General features: G+C 59.2%; 13 protein-coding genes. 12 read left to right on the plus strand and 1 reads right to left on the minus strand.

Translation table 11 applies throughout. The features are described 5' to 3' along the window. Positions 1–12: 12 nt before the first annotated feature. Positions 13–4,476 carry a cation-translocating P-type ATPase gene (locus ACTLLP_RS01285; protein WP_441060001.1) on the minus strand — a complete coding sequence of 1,488 codons (4,464 nt, stop codon included), beginning with the start codon at positions 4,474–4,476 and terminating at the stop codon, positions 13–15. A 242-nt stretch (positions 4,477–4,718) separates the two neighbouring features. Between ACTLLP_RS01285 and ACTLLP_RS01290 the strand changes: the two genes are divergently transcribed. From ACTLLP_RS01290 to ACTLLP_RS01345, 12 genes are all read left to right on the plus strand, one after another. Then, positions 4,719–6,167, plus strand: a complete 1,449-nt coding sequence (locus tag ACTLLP_RS01290; protein WP_441060003.1) for an ISLre2 family transposase — start codon at positions 4,719–4,721, stop codon at positions 6,165–6,167. A gap of 290 nt (positions 6,168–6,457) precedes the next feature. Continuing rightward, complete coding sequence (gene pyrR, locus ACTLLP_RS01295; protein WP_441061550.1) at positions 6,458–7,006, plus strand: bifunctional pyr operon transcriptional regulator/uracil phosphoribosyltransferase PyrR; 549 nt, start codon at positions 6,458–6,460, stop codon at positions 7,004–7,006. 115 nt (positions 7,007–7,121) lie between these two features. Then, positions 7,122–8,051 carry an aspartate carbamoyltransferase catalytic subunit gene (locus ACTLLP_RS01300; RefSeq protein ID WP_441060005.1) on the plus strand — a complete coding sequence of 310 codons (930 nt, stop codon included), beginning with the start codon at positions 7,122–7,124 and terminating at the stop codon, positions 8,049–8,051. Next, entirely contained in the window at positions 8,048–9,358 is a 1,311-nt protein-coding gene (locus tag ACTLLP_RS01305) for a dihydroorotase (protein ID WP_441060007.1), read from the plus strand. The genes ACTLLP_RS01300 and ACTLLP_RS01305 overlap by 4 nt, the downstream gene beginning before the upstream one ends. A gap of 18 nt (positions 9,359–9,376) precedes the next feature. Continuing rightward, on the plus strand, positions 9,377–10,456 hold the full coding sequence (gene carA, locus ACTLLP_RS01310) for a glutamine-hydrolyzing carbamoyl-phosphate synthase small subunit (RefSeq protein ID WP_441060009.1): 1,080 nt from the start codon (positions 9,377–9,379) through the stop codon (positions 10,454–10,456). 5 nt (positions 10,457–10,461) lie between these two features. Continuing rightward, complete coding sequence (carB, locus tag ACTLLP_RS01315; protein WP_441060011.1) at positions 10,462–13,686, plus strand: carbamoyl-phosphate synthase large subunit; 3,225 nt, start codon at positions 10,462–10,464, stop codon at positions 13,684–13,686. Then, positions 13,683–14,456, plus strand: coding sequence for a dihydroorotate dehydrogenase electron transfer subunit (locus tag ACTLLP_RS01320; protein WP_441060013.1), 774 nt, complete (start codon positions 13,683–13,685; stop codon positions 14,454–14,456). Before carB ends, ACTLLP_RS01320 begins: the two co-directional genes overlap by 4 nt. Continuing rightward, positions 14,408–15,376, plus strand: a complete 969-nt coding sequence (locus ACTLLP_RS01325) for a dihydroorotate dehydrogenase (RefSeq protein ID WP_441060015.1) — start codon at positions 14,408–14,410, stop codon at positions 15,374–15,376. The genes ACTLLP_RS01320 and ACTLLP_RS01325 overlap by 49 nt, the downstream gene beginning before the upstream one ends. A gap of 17 nt (positions 15,377–15,393) precedes the next feature. Further along, positions 15,394–16,110, plus strand: a complete 717-nt coding sequence (gene pyrF, locus ACTLLP_RS01330) for an orotidine-5'-phosphate decarboxylase (RefSeq protein ID WP_441061553.1) — start codon at positions 15,394–15,396, stop codon at positions 16,108–16,110. Next, on the plus strand, positions 16,092–16,664 hold the full coding sequence (gene pyrE / locus ACTLLP_RS01335; protein WP_441060017.1) for an orotate phosphoribosyltransferase: 573 nt from the start codon (positions 16,092–16,094) through the stop codon (positions 16,662–16,664). Before pyrF ends, pyrE begins: the two co-directional genes overlap by 19 nt. A gap of 5 nt (positions 16,665–16,669) precedes the next feature. Continuing rightward, positions 16,670–19,243, plus strand: coding sequence for a single-stranded-DNA-specific exonuclease RecJ (gene recJ / locus ACTLLP_RS01340; RefSeq protein WP_441060019.1), 2,574 nt, complete (start codon positions 16,670–16,672; stop codon positions 19,241–19,243). Between the two features lie 189 nt (positions 19,244–19,432). Further along, a complete protein-coding gene (locus ACTLLP_RS01345; RefSeq protein ID WP_441060021.1) occupies positions 19,433–22,507 on the plus strand; it encodes a stalk domain-containing protein in 3,075 nt (1,024 codons plus the stop codon). Positions 22,508–22,645 lie beyond the last annotated feature (138 nt).

Raw genomic sequence — 22,645 nt, forward strand, 5'->3', positions numbered from 1 at the left:
CCTCCGCTGCTTTTAAAGGGTTTTCCCCAGGGCTTTTTCCAGTAGCGGGGGGAGACAGGCCACCGGCAAGGTAGCTGCGAGTTCGCGCGCGGGGGGGACGGTGGTGTGCAGCACACTTCGAGCCCAGGGCCAGGCGATGGTTAAACCCATAAGCCCTGTCGAGAGCAGCCCGGCGAAGATCATGAAGCGGGAGAGTTGGTGGGGTGGACAGTGAGCGAAGGCGTAAAGGATCTGCTGCCCGGTCAGTGCGGTGAGGGCAATGGTGCGGGCGTGATCCAAGTGGCTGTTTCGCAGCGCCCGCTGGAAGATGTAAAGCGAGGTCAGACCGCTGGCCAACCCGGACCTCAGGGTGCGCCGGTAGAAGTCCCGGTCCAGCATGGATTTCTGGCCTTCCGGGGGCCCTTCCATCACGTCTGGAGAGGGAGGAATAATCCCTAAGGCCAAAGCTGGTAGGCCGTCTCCCAGGAGGTTAATCCAGAGCAATTGCAGGGGCAATAGCGGCAGCGGTAGGCCTCGCAGGGAGGCTCCCAGCATGAGGATTATCTCTCCCAGGTTGGTTCCTAGCAAGTAGAGGAGACTGCGGCGCACGTTGCACAGGGTGGCTCTCCCTTCCTCGATGCCTGCTACGATGGTAGCCAAATTGTCATCGGTAATGATCAAGCTGGCGGCTTCCCGGGTCACATCGGCGCCATTTTTTCCCATGGCTATGCCCACGTCGGCTGCCTTGACGGCGGGGGCGTCGTTTACCCCGTCACCGGTCATGGCCACTACATAGCCCATCTTTCGAAAAACGCGCACCAGCTCGTATTTGTGCCAGGGCAATACCTGGGCGAATATGCGAGCGGTGGCTGCTACCTGAGCCAGCTCTTCCTCGGAAAGTTCGTCTAGCTCCTGGCCGGTAATCACTCGCTCGCCGGGGCGGAGCAACCCGATTTCGGTGGCGATGGCCCGGGCGGTGTTGGGGTGGTCGCCGGTGATCATCTTCACTTCTATCCCAGCCCGGCGACATTTATCCAGCACGACTCGCGCTTCCGGCCGCGGCGGGTCGTACATGCCTATGAGCCCCACGAAGACCAGCTGGTTGCTCAGGAACTCCTCTAGCTGGGCTTTGCTGGAGGTGGGTATGGGAAAGGAGCAGCGCTTGTAAGCCACGGCTAGCACCCGGAGGGATGAGGCGGCCATGGTCTGCACCTGTTGCAAGAAGAAGGCTTTACGCTCCGGGGATAGGGGTTGCTCCTGATCTCGGTCCCAGTAGAAGGCCGAGCGCTCCAATATGGTTTCCGGAGCTCCCTTGGCGAACACTCGAGCGCACTCCTCTTCTGGATCCTCGCAGACCACCAGCATGAAGCGTCGGCTGCTCTCGAAGGGAATGGTCTGGCGCGCGGGGCAGACTCGTCGGAGTTCGATGGGGTCTATACCTGCGCGGGTGGCAGCTACCAGCAGGGCTACCTCGGTGGGATCGTCGCTGGCCATCGTTTCTCCGTTGTTGAGCGTACAGGCTTCGTTGCACAGCACGGCTGTTTTGAGTGCCAGGGTGAGCCCAGCCCAACTCGAGTAGTCTTGCGGTCCATGCAAGCGGCCCTCTTCGTCCACCGTCCACTGGCACTCCTCAACACAGATGCGGCGGACGCTCATATGGTTCTGGGTGAGGGTGCCGGTTTTATCGGTGCAGATTAGATTGACCCGTCCCAAAGTTTCCACCGCCCCCACGTGGCGCACGATAACGCCCCTGCGGGCCATGCGCTGGGCTCCTGCTGCCAGGGATATGGTAGCGATGGCTGGTAAGCCCTCGGGGATGGCGGCTACGGCCAGGCTGGTGCCCGTCAGCACCATATTCATAAGACCTTCTCCTCGCCACATCCCCACCGCTACCACTAGACCGCAGGCCAGCAAGGAAAGCTGCAACAGGCGCTGTCCTAGCTGGTTGAGGCTGTGCTGGAAAGTGCTGGGACCGAGCTCGCGATACCCCAGCATACTAGCAATGTGACCCATTTCGGTGGCCATGCCCGTGGCACAGATCACCGCTCGGCCTCGCCCGCGGGTGATACTGGTGCCCAGGAAGAGAGCTCCGGACCGGTCATTGGCCAGGTGGCTTTTGGAAGCGGGAAAAGATTCGCCGGTCAGAGAGGACTCGTCCACTTCCAATTGATTGCTATCCAGCAAGCGGGCATCAGCTGGTACCCTGTCGCCTGAGCGCAGCAGCACCACGTCGCCCGGTACAAGTTGGGAGGCGGGGATTTCTTGCATCTGCCCTTCTCTTATCACCCTGGTGTGGGGAACCTCTAGTTCTCTCAAGGCTCGCAATGTTTCGTCGGCCTTGCTTTCCTGGAAGGCTCCCAGTAAGGCGTTTAGGGAGACGATGGCCATAATGGTGAAGGCGTCTCGCAGCTTGCCTAGCAGTACATTCAACATGGAAGTGCCCATCAGCAGCTGTACCATTTGATTTTGCAGCTGCTCCTTTATCCGCTGCCAGAAAGAAGGAGGGGGCACTTCCAACAGCGAGTTCGGCCCGTAAATGCGGAGGCGCTGGCGAGCTTCCTTCTGATTCAGTCCCTTTTCCGGGTCGGTCTCCAACCGGGCCAGCAAATCGGCTAAAGGCTGGTTCATCCATTCAGGGGAAGGCTTGCGGGTGGTGGCCCTGTTGTCCCTCCGCGGTGGAACCTGGGGGTTGAGGATGATCTCGGCATAGGCGTTTAATCTGCCGGTGTTGGCCAGCAAAAGCAGGCGTAGCAAGTGCTGCCACTCCATGGCTCGCGAGGGATCGAAGGTCCGGTTAAGCACCAACCCCAAGCCGGTGACGTGAAAGGCCTTGGTGAGGAGGAAATTTTGCTGGTGCAAAGCTTGCACCAGCCGGCTCAGGTAAAAGAGGCGAGGCAATAGTTGTGGATCGGGCTCGGCCAACACCAAGTCTGCTCCCGATACCCTTTGCCCCCACGCGGCGCCGACGGCGGCGGCTCGGAGAGCTGGTTCATCGTCCTCGCCGCTTCCCACCGCTAGCACCAGAGAACCCTGGGAACGGAAGAGTTCGATGATCCGCTTTTTATCTTCTGCAGTGGTCACGGGGAATACTCGATCCACGCCGGTCTCGTTTTCCAGCACCCGGATTTCTTCCAGAGCACCGTAAGATAGGATTACGTGGTGCAGAACACCTTGCTCCCGAAGGGCTTGAATGGCCTTAAGCATGGGAGCGGAGATGGATTCTCGCACTGCCAGCACCCCCACCAGGCGGTCGTCAACTACCACGTATATAGGCCATCTTCCTGTTTGTAGGTATCGGCGAGCTCGGAACTTACCGGCTTCCACATTCAGGTGTAGGTGGCGCAGCGAAGAAGGGGGTCCCACTATTACCTGGGATTCTTCCCAGGCGGCCTTTAGGCCGTGCTGCCCCACGCGTTCTACCGGACCAACGCTGGGCAATCGTCGGTTTTTCTCCGCCAGGGTTTGGCGCAGGGAGAGTCCCAAGGGGTGAGAGGCTTTCTGGTACAGAGCGGCGGCCAGTGCCAGTATCTCTTCCGAAGAAAAGGCGGAGTCTAGCGAAAACACCTCCTCGATGGCTGGCCGCCCGTTTTTGATGAGATCGCTCTGGCACCAGATCACGGTGTCCACGCGGGGCAGGCTTAAAAAGTGATGGCGATGTCGGCAAGTAATGCCTCTTTCCGCCAGACGATGCAGGGCTGAGGCGACCAGAGCGCTTTCGCTCAGTGCTAGAGGCCGAGGGGAGACAGCCGCCATGATGGCCAAGGACTGACGTAGGTCGCGCCGCCACAGATAGTTGGCGGTACCCACTCCCAGAGCCAGGTTGGTAGTCCTTTCGATATATTGGTTAATTTCTGGGTAAGGAGTAAGAGCTTCTTCGCTTGCTTTGCCCCTCAGGGGATCCTCTAGCACTAGTTTTTCGGCCAGGTTGAGACCCTGAGAAAGGAACATAAGCAGAGCTCCCGGGAGGCTTTGTCGCAGGCCGAGGAGGACGGCGGAAGACAGGGACAGGATCAGGTTAATGTTGATTCCCCATTCTTCTCCCAGCCGGTCCAGGCGGCGGCGGAGCGCGGGAAAATTGGACAGCACTCCCACCATGGCGGAAAGGTTGTTGACCACCGGAGAACGGGGGCGGGAGGGGCGGGGGGAGAGCAGCCGCTTTAGCGCTACTCCCCCAAAAAAGAGCGTTGCCAGGGCGAAGCGGAAAACTTCCCGCGACGGAAGCCGAGGAGCTCTAGGAGTTACTTCTGCTTCCAGCGGTGGGGGCAGGGTGCGAAGGGTGCTTTCGATCCGCTTTAGGACTTCCACTTCGCGCAGTCGGCGAAAGTCGTAGACCACGAGGAGGTTGCCGGTGGCGGGGTTGGTTTCCACCCGCTTAATCCCAGCGATTTCCTCTAGGTAGCTCTTCAGATGTGATGGAGACACATGACCTCGCTGCAGCGGGCTAAGGTGCAGGCGCATGCGCCCCGGGATCCTATGGCGTACGGCTACTTCGCTCAAAGGCACCACCCTAAAAGCTAAAGTTGATTTTCTCCCCACTCTGAATCGAAATTTTTTCCTCTCTATGATACTTTTTCGCTGTTGTGCGGTTTTATCCTGCTAAAGGAGAGCGGACCTTGATGCGCGCATGCACCATATAATGAGGGCGTACAATTTCAGTAGGTGACGGAGGAGACTCATGAAGGAGGAGACCTCGCCCCTCACGGACAATTTTCATGGACTGAAAGGAGGAGCGAGGTCTCATGCACAGTCAACCTATCTCAGACATTCAACCTCTTGTGGACATAATCCTTCTTCTGGGGGAGAAAGTTAGCAAACTAATTACCGAATGCCGCGACTCCTACAAGCTCGAAGAAGAAGTGTACAAGCTCTCTCAAGAAGCTTGCGTGAAGATCTTCGCCTGGGCCCTCGAGGAAATAGACACCTGGCTCGTGGACGCCCGGGACAAGCGCACCTGGAAAGTGATAGGCTTCCGGGAAAGAACCGTAGTTAGCAGCTTTGGGGAATTCAAAGTAAAAAGGCGGCTTTACAGAAACAAAAAGACGGGAGAAGCCAGGTTTCTTCTTGACGAGGTTCTGGGCTGGCCGGAGAGGTCTAGATGCACGCCGCGTTTGAAGGAGATGGCGGTGAAGCTTGGGAGCGAAGTACCCTTCAGGCGGGCAGCGGAAATTCTCGGTTATTTTGTCCCTGGGATAAGCGCCATGGCGGTGTGGCAGGCCGTGCAGGAAGTAGGAGAAGCACTCAGGCAGGAGGGAGAGTCCAGGAGAGAAGCCGTTTTTGAGAAGGGAGAGACACCCGAAGGTAAAGAGAAGACCTCCAGGCTTTACATAGAGGCCGACGGGATGGTGGTAAGGCTTCAAAGGAGCGAAGAGAAAAGGAAAGAGGTCAAACTCTTCGTAGCTTACACAGGCAAAGAAGCGATTGGGGGTGGCCGGAAGGCTTTAAAGGACAAGCTGGTAACGAGCGGTGTAGGCGAAGGGGAGAGGATGTGGGAGGAAGTTTACTCTGGGGTAGCGAGCCGGTGGGACATGGGCCAGGTGAAGGAGATATACCTTGGGAGCGACGGGGCGGAGTGGGCCAAGCAGGGGGTAGATTACTTCCCCGGGGCGGTACGCGTTTTGGATCCTTACCATTTGAACCGGCGGCTTATAGAGGCTTTTTGGCACGATGAGGAGGCCTATAGTAGGATCAGGCAGGCCATTTATCTGGGGGACTGGGAGAAGGTAGAAGAGATTATGGGAGGAGTAGCGAGGAGAGTTCGCGGGGCTAAGAGGAGGAGAATAGAGAAGCTCTGGCAGTATCTCAAGGAGAACTGGTCGGGGATAGTTACCTCTTCTGCTGCCGAGCATCTGGGGGCCATAGAGGGGCAGGTACAGCACAACGTGGCGCGGCGGATGAAGCGGTTGGGAGCCAGCTGGACGGAGGCAGGAGCAGACAGGATGGCGCGGGGTTTGGCTGCTCGAGCCAACGGGGTGCTCGGGAAGCACACTTCTCGTTGGCCGGTACTGCTGGCCAGGCAAGAACATTTGGCTCAGGCGGTGCGGTTGGAGGTAAAGCGGAAGATAGAGGAGGCGGGGAGTTGGCATAAAGCTGGGTTGCCGGCATTGAGAGGACCCTCTGCCGGAGCTCCATGGGTGAAGCATGTGTTGCGGGAACTAAGCCGGCCTAGCCTCAGTAGTTTGATCCCTTAATGGCGCAGGTACCGGGACTATCCTAGCGGCGAGGTCTCCATGAAGAGAAGTTTTCTCCCGAACCACCTACTAACTCTTGACGCGCACTGGTAGGAAAATTGTATTGACGGGTGGGCTTTAGGTTTTATAGGATTGAAGAAGTGAAAAGGAGCCACCTTTAAGCTGGTCCGGCGAGGCTGGCAAGGGGTAAAAAGGTAAAGCGCGAGCGATGGCGTTAGTTCTTGAAGCGATACCTGCATGCCCGAAGGTGGCAAGCAGGTTTTTTTGTGCCGGCAAAGGTGGTGGAATATTTGGTTCTCCGCGATAAGGCTCAGATTCTGGATGCTGAGGGTATGCGCCGTATCCTGACGCGCATGGCGCACGAGATTCTGGAGCGTAATAAGGGGGTGGAAAATCTGGCGCTGGTGGGCATCCGCCGCCGGGGCGTGCCCCTGGCGCGACGCCTGGCCTCTTTGATCCGCGAAATAGAGGGTCAAAGCGTGCCGGTGGGAGCTCTGGATATAACGCTATACCGCGACGATCTCACTCAACTTAGCTATCAGCCCATCGTTTACCGCACTGAGATCGATTTCCCCGTAACCGGCAAGCGCATTATATTGGTGGACGATGTGCTATATACCGGAAGAACGGTGCGTGCAGCGCTGGATGCCCTTATGGATCTGGGACGGCCGAGCAGCATACAGCTGGCGGTGCTAATCGATCGCGGGCACCGCGAGCTCCCTATTCGCGCCGATTACGTAGGTAAAAACGTGCCTACCTCGCGCAAGGAGGTGGTGGCAGTGTCGGTGAAGGAATTGGACGGTGAGGATCGGGTGGTAATTAGACTGAAGGAAGACTGAAGCTTCTTTAAGGGATCCGGCGAGGCCGGCAAGGGGGATAAGTGATACCCGCCTGCTTAGTTCAAGCGCCTCGGCCGGCCGCCGAGGCTTTAATCTGGGGACGGTGAAGGGCTAAATGTGGCTTAGAGGCAAGGACCTTTTAGGATTAGCCGAGCTCAGTGCGGAGGAGATAGAGGCTATAATCGAACAGGCCGAAGCTATGCACGAGGTGCTGAAACGAACAATAAAGAAGGTGCCGACGTTGCGGGGGCGGGTAGTGGTGAACCTTTTCTACGAACCCAGCACTCGCACCCGCTTTTCTTTCGAGTTGGCAGCCAAATATTTGAGCGCGGAAACGGTTTCGCTGGCTGCTGGCAGCAGCAGCGTAATCAAGGGAGAAAGCCTGCTAGACACAGCTTTAACGATAGAAGCTTTAGGGGCGGATGTGGTGGTGCTCCGCCACCCCTCAGCCGGAGCTCCTGCTCTTCTGGCTCGCCATTTACGTGCGGCGGTGATCAATGCGGGAGACGGGATGCACGAGCACCCCACCCAAGCCTTGCTCGACCTCTTCACAGTAAAGCAGCGCAAAGGGCACCTGGAAGGGCTTACGGTGACCATAGTGGGAGACATCTTGCACAGCCGCGTGGCTCGTTCCAATTTATGGGGCTTTACCAAACTGGGGGCTAAAGTGCGCGTTTGTGGTCCACCTACTCTCATTCCTCCCGGCATCGAGAGGTTGGGAGCCGAGGTTTATAGCCGGCTTGAGGAGGCTTTGGTAGGAGCCGATGTGGTATATGTTTTACGCCTACAGCGGGAGAGGTTTGCTGAGCGGCTTATGATCCCGGGGCCGCGTGAATATGCCCGGCTTTATGGTCTTACTCTGGATCGGCTGCGCCTGGCTCAGCCCGATGCCTTGGTCATGCATCCCGGTCCTGTAAATCGGGGCCTGGAAATAGCCGCGGAGGTAGCTGAACTCCCTCAGGCCACCATCCAGAACCAGGTTACCAACGGGGTAGCAGTGCGGATGGCCTGTCTTTATCTCTTGATGGGGAGGAGAGAAGCGTGAAAGCTATTCTCTTCCGGTCGGGTACGCTGGTGGACCCGCTGGGGGAAAAGGTGTGGGAAGCAGATCTGCTGGTCGAGGACGGAAGGATCAAGGGCATCTCCAAGGGACTGGCTTCGCCTCGCGGGGCTCAGGTCATTAACGTTAGCGGTTGCCTTATCTTTCCGGGCTGCGTGGACGTGCACGTGCATTTGCGCGAACCAGGAGGAGAACATAAGGAGACCATTGCCACAGGTGTGCGAGCGGCGGTGCGGGGAGGGTTTGTGGCCGTGGCGGCCATGCCCAACACTTCTCCGGTGGCGGATAATGCAGCGGTGGTGGGCTATGTGGCGGCTCGTGGTCGGGAGGAGGGTTGGAGCCGGGTCCTGCCGATAGGAGCTCTTTCGCGGGGGAGCCAGGGTGAGGAGTTGGCTCCGCTGGAGGAAATGTGGCGTGCTGGAGCGGTGGCTTTCTCGGATGACGGGCACTGGCTGGCTAACGCCCAACTTATGCGCCGGGCTATGGAATACGCCCAGATGCTTGGGGTGCCGGTGATATCGCACTGTGAGGAGTCCGAACTTACCCGGGGAGGGGTTATGAACGAGGGGATCACGGCAACGAGGCTCGGGCTGCGGGGGATGCCGGCGGCGGCGGAGGAGATAGCGGTAGCGCGCGACCTCGTTCTGGCCGAGTTGACCGGCTGCCACTTGCATGTGGCCCATGTGAGCACGGCTGGCGTGGTGCGCCTGTTGCGCGAAGCCCGTTCCCGCGGCCTTTCGGTATCGGCGGAAGTGACGCCGCATCACCTAATCTTAACTGAGGAAGCGGTGCAAGGTTACGATACCAATGCCAAGGTAAATCCGCCTCTACGCACGCAGGCCGATGTGGAGGTCCTGCTGGAGGCTTTGGCTGATGGTACCATTGCGATCGTCGCCACCGACCACGCTCCTCACGCCCGGGAGGAAAAAGAGACGGAATTCGACCAGGCCCCGTTCGGCATCTCCGGTTTGGAGACGGCTATCCCCCTGATATTTACCGAGTTGGTTCATAAAGGAATTATTGGTCTAACTCAGGCGGCTGCGAGGTTGAGCCTCGCGCCACGCCGCCTTCTGGGGCTTCCGGGAGGGAGTTTGGCGGAGGGGGAGCCGGCCGAATTGACGGTAATCGACCCCGAACGCGAAGAGGTGGTGGATCCGGCTAACTTTGCCTCTAAGGGCCGCAACACCCCTTTCGCCGGTTGGCGGCTCAAAGGGTGGCCAGTGGGGGTCTTGCTGCGGGATAGATGGTGCTTAGTGCGTGAACTTCCTGGTGCGGGGCGAGAAGAAATTTAGTTGGGTGAGGGTGGTAAAGTGCAGGCTTGGCTAGCGTTAGAGGACGGTACGATTTTTTCCGGTTATGCTTTTGGCGCTCGGGGGGAGGTGCAGGGGGAGGTGGTGTTCGCCACGGGGATGACCGGGTATCAGGAGGTATTGACCGACCCCTCCTATTGCGGCCAGATTGTGGTGCTTACTTACCCCCTGGTGGGCAATTACGGGGTTAATCCCGAGGATAGCGAGGCCAATCGCATATGGGTTCGGGGTCTGGTAGCACGGCAATACTGTCCTACCCCTTGCAGCTGGCGGCTCACTTCCCGGCTGGGAGAGTTTCTCCAGACTTACGGTGTCCCGGGTGTTGAGGGGATTGACACGCGCGCTTTGACCCGGCGCTTGCGGGAGCAGGGGGCCATGCGAGGAGTGCTTTCAACGGAGGACGGCGATCCGGAAAGCCTGGTGGCCAAGGCTCGCTCGGCTCCCAGCGTGAGCGAAGAGGATCTGGTGGAGGAAGTGGCCACCGCTACTGCTTATACCATTCCTGGAGAGGGGCCGCGGGTGGTGGTGGTGGACTTTGGGGTAAAGCAGAGCATCCTGCGCGAGTTGCAGGAGCGGGGTTGCGAGCTCCTGGTGCTCCCACCTTCTACGCCGGCTCGAGAGATTCTGGCGTTGGAGCCCCAGGGCGTGCTTCTTTCTAACGGGCCAGGGGATCCCACTAAGTTACTATCCACCGCGCCCACGGTTCGCGAGCTCTTGGGCCGTGTCCCCATGATGGGCATTTGCCTGGGGCATCAAGTGGCGGCTCTAGCGATGGGAGCTCGGGCTTTTAAGCTCAAATTTGGGCATCACGGGGTTAATCATCCGGTGAAGGAACTGGCTACTGGAAAGGTCTTCATAACCTCTCATAACCATGGTTTCGCTGTGGACCCTGACACTTTGCCGCCTGAGCTCCAGGTTTCTTATATCAGTCTCAATGACGGCACGGTAGAGGGACTGGAGCACCGTTCCAAGCTCTTTTTCTCCGTGCAGTTTCATCCTGAAGGTGGGCCCGGCCCCCGGGATGCTGCTTTCATCTTTGACCACTTCCTCAATCTTATACAGGAAAATGCGGGGCGATGAGGGATATGCCACGAAGGAAAGACCTGAAGAAAATCATGGTGATAGGTTCCGGTCCCATTATCATCGGGCAAGCGGCCGAGTTTGATTACTCCGGAACTCAGGCTTGTCGCGCCCTACGCGAAGAAGGGTTGGAAGTGGTATTGGTTAACTCCAACCCGGCCACCATCATGACCGACCCTCATATAGCCGACCGGGTGTACATAGAACCCCTGACCCCGGAGTTTGTGGCTAAGGTGCTGGCGAAAGAGCGCCCGGATGGCCTTCTCCCCACCTTGGGTGGGCAAACGGGCCTAAACCTGGCGGTGGAGCTGGGGCGCATGGGGGTGCTGGAGGAGTTGGGGGTAGAGCTCCTGGGTACTCCCCTAGCCACCATCGAAAAAGCCGAGGATCGGGAGCTCTTCAAGGAAACCATGCGCCTCATTGGCGAGCCCATCCCGGAGAGTCGCATCGTCTCCCATTTGGAGGAAGCTGTGGCCTTCGCTCAGGAAATAGGTTTCCCGGTGGTGGTGCGGCCTGCTTACACCCTAGGAGGCACCGGGGGTGGCATTGCCAGGGGCGAAGAAGAGTTGATCGAGATAGCCACCAGGGGGCTAAAGCACAGCCTGATTAGCCAGATCCTGGTGGAGCAGTCGGTCTCTGGGTGGAAAGAAGTGGAATTCGAGGTGATGCGGGATGGGGAAGACAATTGCATCACCATCTGTTGCATGGAAAACTTCGATCCCATGGGGATTCACACCGGAGATAGCATTGTGGTGGCTCCCTCCCAGACCCTGAGCGATAAAGAATACCAGATGTTACGGCGGGCGGCTATTAAAATCATTCGCGCCTTGGGAGTGCAGGGGGGGTGTAACATTCAATTCGCGCTGGACCCAGCCAGTCTCCGCTATTATGTCATCGAAGTCAATCCTCGGGTCTCACGCTCCTCAGCCCTGGCCTCCAAGGCTACCGGTTACCCCATAGCTAAAGTGGCAGCCAAAATCGCGGTGGGGTTGCGTCTCGACGAGATCAAAAACGCGGTTACTGGTAAAACCAACGCCTGCTTTGAACCCTCCATCGACTACGTGGTGGTTAAGTTTCCCCGCTGGCCTTTCGATAAGTTCGCCTTGGCCAACCGGGTGCTAGGGACCCAGATGAAGTCTACCGGTGAGGTGATGGCCATTGGCCGCACCTTTGAAGAGGCGCTATTGAAGGCTGTGCGCTCGCTGGAGATAGGTTTGCACGGTCTGGTACTGCCGGAGGCCGAGCGTTTTTCCGACATGCAGATTGAAGCCAAATTGGAAAGCCCCACTGATGAGCGTGTATTCGTGGTAGCCGAGGCTCTGCGCCGTGGCTACCCGGTATCCAAAGTAGCTGCGCTTTCGGCCATCAATCCTTGGTTTCTGGAGTGCATTAAGCGCTTGGTAGAAATGGAAGAGGAATTGCGCCGTTTGGGCCCCGATATCGACGCCGCGGCCTTGCGACGGGCTAAAACGCTAGGCTTTTCCGATCGAACCATAGCGGAGTTTACCGGTCTTCAGGAAAAGGTGGTGCGGGAGCGGCGCCAGAGCTGGGGGCTACGGCCGGTTTACAAGATGGTGGACACCTGCGCCGCCGAGTTCGAGGCGGCTACCCCTTACTACTATTCTACTTATGAGCAAGAAGACGAGGCTTCGCCCCTGAGCGGGCGCAAGATGGTGGTACTAGGTTCTGGTCCCATCCGCATCGGCCAAGGGATAGAATTCGATTATTGTTCGGTGCATTGCGTCTGGGCTTTACGCGAAGAGGGTATCCGAGCCATCATTATCAATAATAATCCCGAAACCGTTTCTACCGATTTCGATACGGCCGACCGCCTCTATTTCGAGCCCCTGGTGGCTGAGGACGTGCTTAATGTTTTAGAGAAAGAGCGGCCAGAGGGGGTGCTGGTGCAATTTGGTGGTCAGACAGCTATCAATCTGGCCCGGCCTCTGGAGGAGGGGGGGTTTCGCGTGCTGGGGACCTCGGTGGAGGACATCGACCGGGCCGAGGATCGCGAAAGGTTCGATCAGGTGCTGGAGCAAGAAGGCATTCCCCGGCCTCCGGGAGGAGCAGCCAAGTCGCTGGAAGAGGCTCTGGTGGTGGCCGAAAGGGTGGGTTTCCCCGTTTTGGTGCGTCCCTCTTACGTACTGGGCGGGCGGGCTATGGAGATAGTGTATAACCGGGAAGAGCTGGAAGAATACATGCGCTTCGCTGTCCGGGTAAGTCCCGAGCACCCTGTTTTGGTTGACAAGTATATTTTCGGTAAAGAAGTGGAAGTAGATGCCATCAGCGACGGGGAAGAAGTGCTGATACCCGGGGTGATGGAGCATATCGAGCGGGCCGGTATCCACTCTGGGGATAGTATCGCCGTTTACCCGCCGCGCACGCTGAGCGATGCGGTGACGGAGCAGGTGGTAGCCTACACCGGAGCTCTGGCGCGGGCGCTTCGCATCAAGGGTCTATTGAACATCCAATACGTGGTGGATGGCGAAGGGAAAGTTTATGTGCTGGAAGTGAATCCCCGGGCCAGCCGCACCGTCCCCTATCTTAGCAAGATCACCGCGGTTCCTATGATCCGGCTGGCGGTTAAGGTGATCCTAGGGCAGAAATTGCGCCAATTAGGTTACGGTACCGGACTCTATAAAAACGGTCGTTATTTCGGCATCAAGGTTCCGGTGTTCTCCTTCGCCAAGCTGCTGGATGTGGACATCAGTCTGGGACCGGAGATGAAGTCCACCGGTGAGGTGATGGGGGTGGCGGAAGATTTCGCTGCTGCTCTTTACAAGGGGTGCGTGGCGGCAGGCTACGCTTTTCCGGAGGAAGGGGCAGTGCTGGTTACCGTCTCTGACCGCGATAAGGAAGAGGCGCTGCACCTGGTGAGGGAGTTGGTGCAGTTGGGCTTCAGGATCTTAGCCACTTCAGGCACGGCTCGCCTTCTGGCTGCGGCGGGGCTACCGGTGGAGCAGGTGCGTAAGTTGCACGAGGGTTCGCCCAATATCCTGGATCTTTTACGGGAGGGAAAGATCCAGATGGTGCTTAACACTCTCACCAAGGGGAGGCGGCCGGAGCGGGAAGGTTTTCGCATCCGGCGTGCGGCGGTGGAGTTAGGCATCCCATGCATCACTTCGCTGGACACGATGCGAGCAGTGGTAGAAGTGATACGGGCACGCCGCGAGGGAATCCGCCTGCCAGTGCTTTCGTTGCAGGAGTATAGGGAGGAAAACGAAGTATGATTCACGAAGCCGAAATCCTGGGTCAGCGCTGTTTGGCACCCGGTGTTTACCGCTTGGAACTCTTCGCGCCTGCCGTGGCGGAACAGGCTCGTCCTGGCCAGTTTTTGATGGTGCGGACTAGCATTTCTCTGGACCCTTTTCTCCGTCGCCCCTTAAGCATCAACTCTGTGGACAGGAGGAGAGGGGCGGTGACTCTGCTTTACCGAGTGCTGGGACGAGGGACCAGGCTCCTGGCTGAGCGCCGGCTGGGGAGAAGGCTCAATGTGGTAGGGCCTTTGGGCCGGGGGTTCACCGTGCCAGTTTCCGGAACGGTAGTGTTGGTGGCTGGCGGTCTTGGTATCGCACCCCTCTTTTTCTTAGCCAAGGTTTGCTGCCGGCAAGGTAACGAGGTGCTGCTGTTTTACGGCGCGCGCTGTTCCCGCGAATTAGTGTTGCGGCGGGAATTGGAAGCGATGGGAGTGCGGCTTTCCCTGGCTACCGAGGATGGTTCGGCAGGAGAACAGGGCACGGTGGTGGAGTTGGTGCGACGCAAGGGGCTGCCGCCCGGAGTAGTCTGCGCTGCTGGACCTCCTCCCATGCTCCGAGCACTGGCCGCCTTCCTGCAGGATATGGGTCGCGAAGCGGAATTTTCTTTGGAGGAGCGCATGGGCTGTGGGGTAGGGGCTTGTCGCGGCTGCGTGGTTAAGGTGCGAACGGCCGAGGGCTTTGCGTACCAGAGGGTATGCGCCGACGGTCCGGTCTTCCGGGCAGCGACGGTGGTGTGGGAATGAGCCAACTCCGCCTCTCGGTGCCGTTAGGGCCTCACCTCACGCTGAAAAACCCGCTGGTGACCGCTTCGGGGACTTTTGGTTTCGGCTTGGAGTACGCCGCTTTTGGTGATCTGGCCGCTTTGGGGGCGGTGGTCATTAAAAGCGTGACTCGTTATCCCCGACCGGGCAATCCTCCTCCCCGGATAGTGGAGACGCCGGCAGGTTTGCTCAACAGCATTGGCTTAGAGAATCCCGGGGTCGATAAGGCGGTGGCGGAGCTCCTACCCGCCCTCCAGGATACCGGCGCCACCATCATCGGTAGCGTGGCAGGGGAGACGGTGGAAGATTACGTTGAAGTGGCCAATCGTCTGGCAGCGGCGGGGGTAGCAGCGGTGGAACTCAACCTGTCCTGCCCCAATGTGGGTACGGGTACCCTCTTTGGCCAAGACCCTGAGCTTACCCGAGAGGTTACCCGCGCCGTGCGCCGAGCTCTGGGCGAGTCCTTCCCTTTGCTGGTTAAACTGGGAGTGCTGGGAAACGATTTACTGGCCGTGGCTCGGGCAGCGGTGGAGGGAGGCGCTACCGGCCTTTCCCTCATCAACACTTTGCCCGGCTTGGCGGTGGATATAAAGCGTCGGTCCTTGCTCTTGGGTCGCGGTACCGGGGGGTTATCGGGGCCCGCCATACGTCCGGTAGCGCTATGGGCGGTGTGGCAGGTTTACCGTGAGCTCCGGGTTCCTATAGTGGGTATCGGAGGGGTGGTCGATGTGGAGGACGTGCTGGCCTTTATCCTTTGCGGGGCGCAGGCGGTGGCGGTGGGGAGCGGTACCCTGGCTTCTCCCCGGTTGGTGTGGGACTTGCTAGAAGGGTTGAAGCGCTATCTGCACCAGGAAGGAGTGGAGGACGTACGGGAGTTGATCGGGCAAGTAGCCGACCGATAAGGCGCCCCGGATTGCTGGTGGCGTTGGATCTGGAGGATTGGTCCCGCGCGCGGGAACTGGCGGAGCTCCTGGCTCCGGTGGTGGATGGTTTCAAAGTGGGGATGCGGCTTTTTTACCGGGTGGGTCCGGCGGTTTGGGATTACCTGCGGGGTAAGGCGGAAATTCTTTTCGCCGACCTGAAGCTGCACGATATCCCCAGCACGGTGGCCGGGGGAGTGAGAGCTCTGGTGGCGTCCGGGGTAAACTTGCTCAACGTGCACGCAGCCGGTGGGAGTGAAATGCTACGGGCCGCGCGAGAAGCGGCTCAAGAAGAGGCTGAGCGCCAGGGGTATCCCCGCCCCTGGCTGGTGGCGGTGACGGTGCTTACCAGTCTGGACGAGGTGGCCCTGCGAAGGGAGCTCGGTGTACCCGAACCGTTAGCGGAAAGGGTGCTGGCCTGGGCCCGCCTGGCGCAAGGCTGCGGGTTGGATGGGGTGGTAGCCTCTCCCCGGGAGGCGGCTTTGCTCCGCCGCGAGCTGGGAGAAGATTTTCTCCTGGTAACGCCTGGAATCCGGCCAACGGGCTGCCTAGCTGAGGATCAAAAACGCACCGCTACAGTGACCGAGGCTTTGAGCCTGGGGGCCGATTGGTTGGTGGTGGGGCGACCTATTCTGAACGCTTCCGATCCCCTAGCTGCGGCTTTATCCATAAGAAGGGAAATGGAGGGGAATGGGTCGTGCGCGAAGAAGAAGTAAAGGAATTGTTGGAGCGAACCGGGGCCTGGCGCCGGGGGCATTTTATCCTTTCCTCCGGGCTTCACAGCGACATTTACATTCAATGCGCTTTGGTGCTGCAGTACCCGGAACACGCCACCCGGCTGGGAGCAGCTCTGGCAGAGATGCTATCCGACCTGTCGGCGGAGGTTGTGATCGCGCCGGCGTTGGGCGGGATCTTGGTGGCGCACGAAGTTGCCCGCGCCTTAGGGGTTCGCTCCCTCTTCACCGAGCGGGTGGGAGGGAAGATGGAGTTGCGCCGGGGATTTGTGCTCCGGACGGGCGAGAGGGCCCTGGTGGTGGAGGACGTGGTCACCACCGGGGGATCGGTCGAGGAGGTAGCTAAAGTGGTGCGCGAGTGGGGAGCTGACGTGGTAGGTTTCGGAGCGCTGGTGGATCGCAGCCAGCGACCGCTGCCTTTTACTCTGCCGTTCCGATCTCTGCTACGCGCGCCGGTCAGGGCATGGGAACCCTCTGTTTGCCCCTTGTGCCGGGAGGGGATTCCGACCACCAAACCCGGAAGCCGGGGGCTTTAGCAGCCATGACTGTTCGGGTTCCCGCCCCGCAACTGGCCTTGGTTAGCGCCTGGTGGGCGCGGGAGTTGGGTGTAGAACCGGCGCTGATTCGCATATTGCTCCAGCGAGGCGTCAAGACGCTGGAAGAAGCGGAGTTTTTTTTGCGCGGGAGTCTGAGTCAACTCCCTCCACCGCTGGCTATGCGAGACATGGAGCGGGCCGTGGCGCGCCTGCGAGCGGCTGTGGCCGCAGGGGAAAAGGTGCTGGTGTGGGGTGACTACGATGCCGACGGCGTGACGGCCACCGTGCTTCTGGTTACCGCCTTGCGCCGTTTGGGGTTGGAAGAGGTCTCCTACCATTTGCCCACCCGCGCCGAGGGATACGGGTTGCAGGCGGAGCTCTTGCGGAGGGTGCGGGAGCAGGGGGTAAGCCTGGTGGTCACCGTAGATTGCGGGGTGCAGGCGCATGAGGAAGCTCAGATTTGCTGCGAGATGGGCCTCGATTTACTCATCACCGACCACCATGAGCCTCCCGAAGAGCTTCCCAGAGCACAAGCCTTGATCAATCCTCGCCGCAGAGATTGCGCTTATCCTTTCAAGGAACTCGCGGGCGTAGGGGTAGCCTACAAACTAGCCAGCGCTTTGCTGCCGGACATGGCCCCGGAGGGCCTGGATCTAGTGGCCCTAGGAACGGTGGCCGATGTTATGCCTCTTCTGGGTGAAAACCGGGTTCTGGTCAAGGAAGGCTTGCGCCGCTTGAATAGCTCCCCAGTGCGCCCGGGGATCGCGGCCTTGCTGAAGGTGGCAGGGGTCGCCCAACCAGCCTCGGTTCGCACCCTAAGCCACGTGTTGGCTCCACGGCTCAACGCCGCTGGTAGAATTGGCGATCCTGACGTGGCGGCTCGTTGCCTTCTTGCCGGACAAGAGGAGGCCAATGAATGGGCCCGCCGCCTGGAAGAGTTAAATCGGGTTCGTCAGCAGCAGGAGAACGCGGTGCTGGCGGAAGCCATTCAGTTAGTCGAAGCTTCCCACCAAGCCGCGACTCCAATCCTGCTGGTGGACGGAGAGAACTGGCCCCCGGGCTTAACCGGGCTGGTGGCCCAGCGGCTGCATTCTCTTTACCGGCTCCCGGCCTTCGTGGTGGCTTGGGAAGGAGATACGGGAAGAGGCTCGGGAAGGGCGCCGGAAACGTTTCACGTCTTTCGCGCTTTGAGTCAGGTCGCTCCTCACCTGCTGGATTACGGCGGCCACGCTGGGGCGGCTGGTTTCGCCGTGTCCCGGTCCGCCTGGCCTAAGGTGGTCGAGGCGCTACGCCGATACGCGTCTGCCCTTCCTGCCCAAACTCAGCCGGCGGAACCAGAGGCCGACCTAGAGCTAACGCTAGAAGAGTTGACGACGCGGTTGGTGCAGGATTTGCGCCTGTTGGAACCGTACGGGCCGGGCAATCCACCTCCCCGCCTGCTGGCCCGCCGGGTAGAGTTATTGGAAGCTCGGCGCGTGGGGCGCGAGAACGAGCATTTGCGGCTGCGCCTGCGCCAGGGCGGGGCGATCCGCGAGGGGATTGCTTTCGGTCAGGGGGGGAAGGAGCTCCCTCGCTGGCTCGATCTGGTGTTTGAGCCTTCCATCAACGAACTCACCGGTGCTCCGGAGCTCAAGGTCTTGGAGTGCTGGCCTGCCTCCGGTTCCGCTCTTCCCGCTCCACCCTCCGAGCAGGTGCTGCTGCATCGAGCAGCCGTCACACTGGCTTTGCCCTTCGATGCTCATCTTCCGGAAGCGCAACCAGCTTTGCCCCGACAGGTTTACCAGCGTGGGGTGCTGGTGGATTGGCGGAACCATCCCCAGCGCTGGGAACAATTATTGGAATTGCTCCAAGAGCCGGCGGCTGTGGTAGTGGCGACCCCCGCTCGGGCCTGCGAAGTGGCTGCTCGCCTCTCCCTGTTGCTGCCCGGGCGTGCGGGAGAAATTTTTCTTTTTCACGCCGGCTTGAGTTCCTGCAAGAATTTGCTGGTTCAGTTAGCCCGCGATGGCTGTCTCCCGGTGCTGGTCACTACTCCAGCGTTAGGGGGGAGGTTCGCGCCGGAAAGGAATGTTATTCTTTTCGATCTCCTCTTTTCCCGCGAGCAATGGGATTGGTTGCGGCGTTCCGGAGGAAAGCGGCTGGTACTTCTCTACGGGGACCAGGATCGAGAGTCGGCGAGGCGGCGTCTTCAACTGCTGGCTCTTCCTCGCTCCGCTCTGTTGTCTTTCTACCGTTTTCTGCGGGAAAAGGCCGGAGCCCAGGGAGAATTGCGGCTGAAGCGGGAAGAGGCCCTGCTTCAACTTCGTCGCATGGGCCTTCTCAGCCCGGGCCAGGAGACGCTTCGAGTCGGCTTGCAAATCTTATCCGAGCTCGGCCTGGTGCAATTGCTGACCAATGGAGATCGCGACTGGCGCATACGGCTGCAAAAACCGCCCAGGCGGCGTTTTCTCTCCCAGGCTCCCACTTTCACTTCGCACCATGCCTGGAAGCGCCAGGTGCTTTTAGAGCAGCGCCGTTTCTTGGAAGCCTCTGCCGAGGAGCTAAAGGAATTCTTTCATTGCGCCGCTGTGGAAGAGTTCTAACCATTCCCTATCTCTGTCCACCTAAGAGTAATTCCCGCCATCCGGATTCAAGTTTTTTCGCCGTCGAAGAAAGTCGGTCTTGTGCGTTTACAAATTTTTAATTAGCTTCCCACCCTGAGCTAATAAGGGCTTAACCTGGCCTTATTAGACTGAGAGCACCAAAACTTTTCGGGGGAGTTGGTTTAAGGGATGCTGTGGTGCTCGGGTGTTCGCAAACGTAGATGGGCGGAGTGGGGATTGTTCTTTTTCCTGCTGGCTTTTCTTCTAACCCCTGTCTCCTCCTGGGCAGAGGAAAGGCGACTCGAACTTCCCACTCAGGTGGGGAAAGTGCTGCCCGACAACTGGCTCTTGAGCCCGGCGGGCGTGCAGGTGAAAGTGGGCAACCTTCCTACTAACGCGGCTTTGACACCTGACGGACGCTACTTGGCGGTAGTTAATACCGGATGCAGCCCTAAAGATCAGGAAATTTCCATTATCGACTTGGTGAAGAAGCAAAAGGTGGGGAGTTCCCTGGTACCAGCCTGCTTCATCGGCGTGGCCTTCAGCCCCGACGGGAAAAAGCTGCTGGTCAGCGGGGGAAATGACAACAAGCTCTACCTTTTCGCCTTCAATGCCGGCCAACTGCGTCTCGAAGGTGCGATCCCGGTCGCCGGTTACCCCGCGGGTCTAACCTGGCTGCCCGATGGCCGGGTGGCGGTGGCCCAGAACCTGCTCGATCAGGTGGCGCTGGTGGATCCGAGCCGGAAACAGGTGGTGGGAGAGATAAGGGTGGGGCGCTACCCTTACTGGGTGACTGCCTCTTTGGATGGCCGCGCTATTTATGTTAGCAACTGGGGTGCGGACAGCGTCTCTGTCATCGACCTTCAAAGCCAGAAAGAAGCGAATCGGATCGCGGTGGGGAAGCTGCCGGAGGCCCTCCTCCTTTCTCCGGATGGCCGTCTGCTCTTCGTTGCCAACACCAATAGCGACAACGTGATGGTGATCGACACCACCAGCAACCGGGTGCTACGCACTGTGGACCTGCATTTTCAGGGGTTACCCAGCGGGGCGGCTCCCACCGGACTGGCCCTTTCACCTCAAGGGGAGCGGCTGTACGTTTCGCTGGCCGGAGTCAACGCGGTAGCAGTGGTGGATCTTGCTTCGGACCGGGTAATGGGGTACATTCCCACCGCTTGGTATCCCACCGGCGTGCTCTACAATCCCGCGCTCCAGCAACTGCTGGTGCTAAACGGCAAAGGGATGGGCGTGGGGCCCAACCCCGACGGTCCCAAGCCAGGCACCAACGCACCCAATCAGAGTCAGTACATTTACGACATGATTACTGGCACCGTATCCATCCTCGCCCCTCCCGATGCCAGGGACCTGGCCCAGATGACCGAGCGAGTCTATTCCAATGCTCTTAGCGGACCCGCGGCCAGTGCCAGCAAGGCGCAGGGGGAAAGCAAGAACCCCATTCCTGCGTGCGTGGGGGGGAAGAGCCCCATCAAGCATGTCTTCTTCATTGTGCGCGAAAACCGCACTTACGATCAGGTGCTAGGCGACTTGCCCGGAGCTAACGGTGATGCTTCTCTGGTGCTCTTCGGGCAACCCATCACCCCTAACGCTCACGCGCTGTCCCGAGATTTTCTTACCCTAGATAACTTCTACGCTGACTCGGAAGTCTCGGTGCAGGGACATGCCTGGACTACGGGGGCCTATTCCACCGATTACGTGGAAAAGAACACCCCGCTTCTGTATTCCGGTCGCTACCCCCATTACGATGGTGGGGTGGTGCCCATCACCTATCCTCCCAACGGCTACATCTGGAAACATCTGGAGGAGCGGCACCTCCCCTTTAAGATTTACGGGGAGAATTACTACCTGCACAGCGGCCTTTACTATGTCTTGTGCCGGGTCCTGGGCCCGGACGATCCTCTCACCCAGAACTACTACCAGTTTTTGCGCCGAGCGGACGGTCGCAACGTGACTGGCATCATGGGCCGTTTCTATTACCGCTTTAAAGCGTACGCCGATCACCAGACTCCGGACGAACTGGAGCGGATGCTAAGCCAGGACCCGCAACTACGCAACGATCTTTCGGAGATTCTCACCGGCGGCCAGGAATTGTCCCGGCGGATGGCCCAAAATCCGGAACTGATGCGGGCGGTGGCCCATTATCTCAGCCACTATCAGTTTGATTACATGGGTTGGGATCTAAAATATCCGGATACCGATCGGGCCCGAGTTTTCATGCGGGAGTTCGATCGGGAAGTGGCTTCCGGCCAAGTTCCCGCTTTCACCTATATCTGGCTGCCCAACGACCATACCGCTGGTTTAAAGCCGGGTTTTCTCACCCCTCAAGAATTGGTGGCGCAGAATGATTTGGCTTTGGGGCAGATAGTGGAAAAAATCTCGCACAGCCCGGTATGGCGCGATAGCGCTATCTTCGTCGTCGAGGACGATGCCCAGAACGGTTGCGACCACGTGGATGCCCATCGCACGGTGGGTTTGGTGATAAGCCCCTACGCCAAGCGGGGGGCGGTGATTTCCACCCACTACGATCAGGCCAGCATGTTGCGGACGATGGAACTCATCTTGGGACTGCCGCCCATGAGCATGTACGATGCGGCGGCGCTTCCCATGTTTGACTGCTTTACCAGTCACCCCGATTTTCGCCCTTATCGCGCTTTGGGTCCCGCGGTTCGGCCCTACGGAGAAAAGTGGCTTTGCCAGTTTACCTTGGGCGAAAAGGGCTATTGGAACTGGCGGGAGTTGAAGCAGATACCTACCGATATTACTCCCGATCTTTGCCAGGGAAGGGTTTATGTGCCTCTGCGTTATTTGCTAGAGGGGTTGGGGATGCCGGCGGACCGGATTAATTGGAACCCTAGCGATGGGACAGTGACCGTGAATAGCGACCGTGGCCTTTTGCGTTTTGCCATTGGTAGCCCGGTAATAGAAGTGGGGGGCCAGCAGCGCGATATGGGTGCGGCTCCTTTCCTCGCTCCTCCGGGCAGGCTAGAAGTGCCGGTGCGTTGCTTGACCGAAACGCTGGGCTACCAGGTGCACTGGGAGCCGGAATCGGGGGGGGTAGTGATTAGCGATCCGGCTGGTCACCGAGTCCCACTTGCCGGAAGCTACTTCAAAGCTAGCCCTGCGGCTTTAGAGAGACTCTCCGGCTTATCCCAGCGGCTGGACTTTTCCCAGGCCGATTTCCCTAGCGAGGAATTGGATCAGCTCCTCAACCGCATTCTGTGGGAAAGCCTCAAGGGTACCTCCTACTAGAGGCCGCCGGGAAAGCCCACTCTTGAAAGGAGGGGGAGGTCACAACTTCAGAGCGCCTTATTTGGCGGAAGCGATTCGACGAAAGCGAGATAGCTGGAGCATCCGGGTGCCGATCGGCACCCGGATGCCGTTTCCAGG

The organism is Desulfothermobacter acidiphilus (assembly GCF_052073645.1).
Lineage (GTDB): Bacteria > Bacillota > Desulfotomaculia > Desulfotomaculales > Ammonificaceae > Desulfothermobacter > Desulfothermobacter acidiphilus.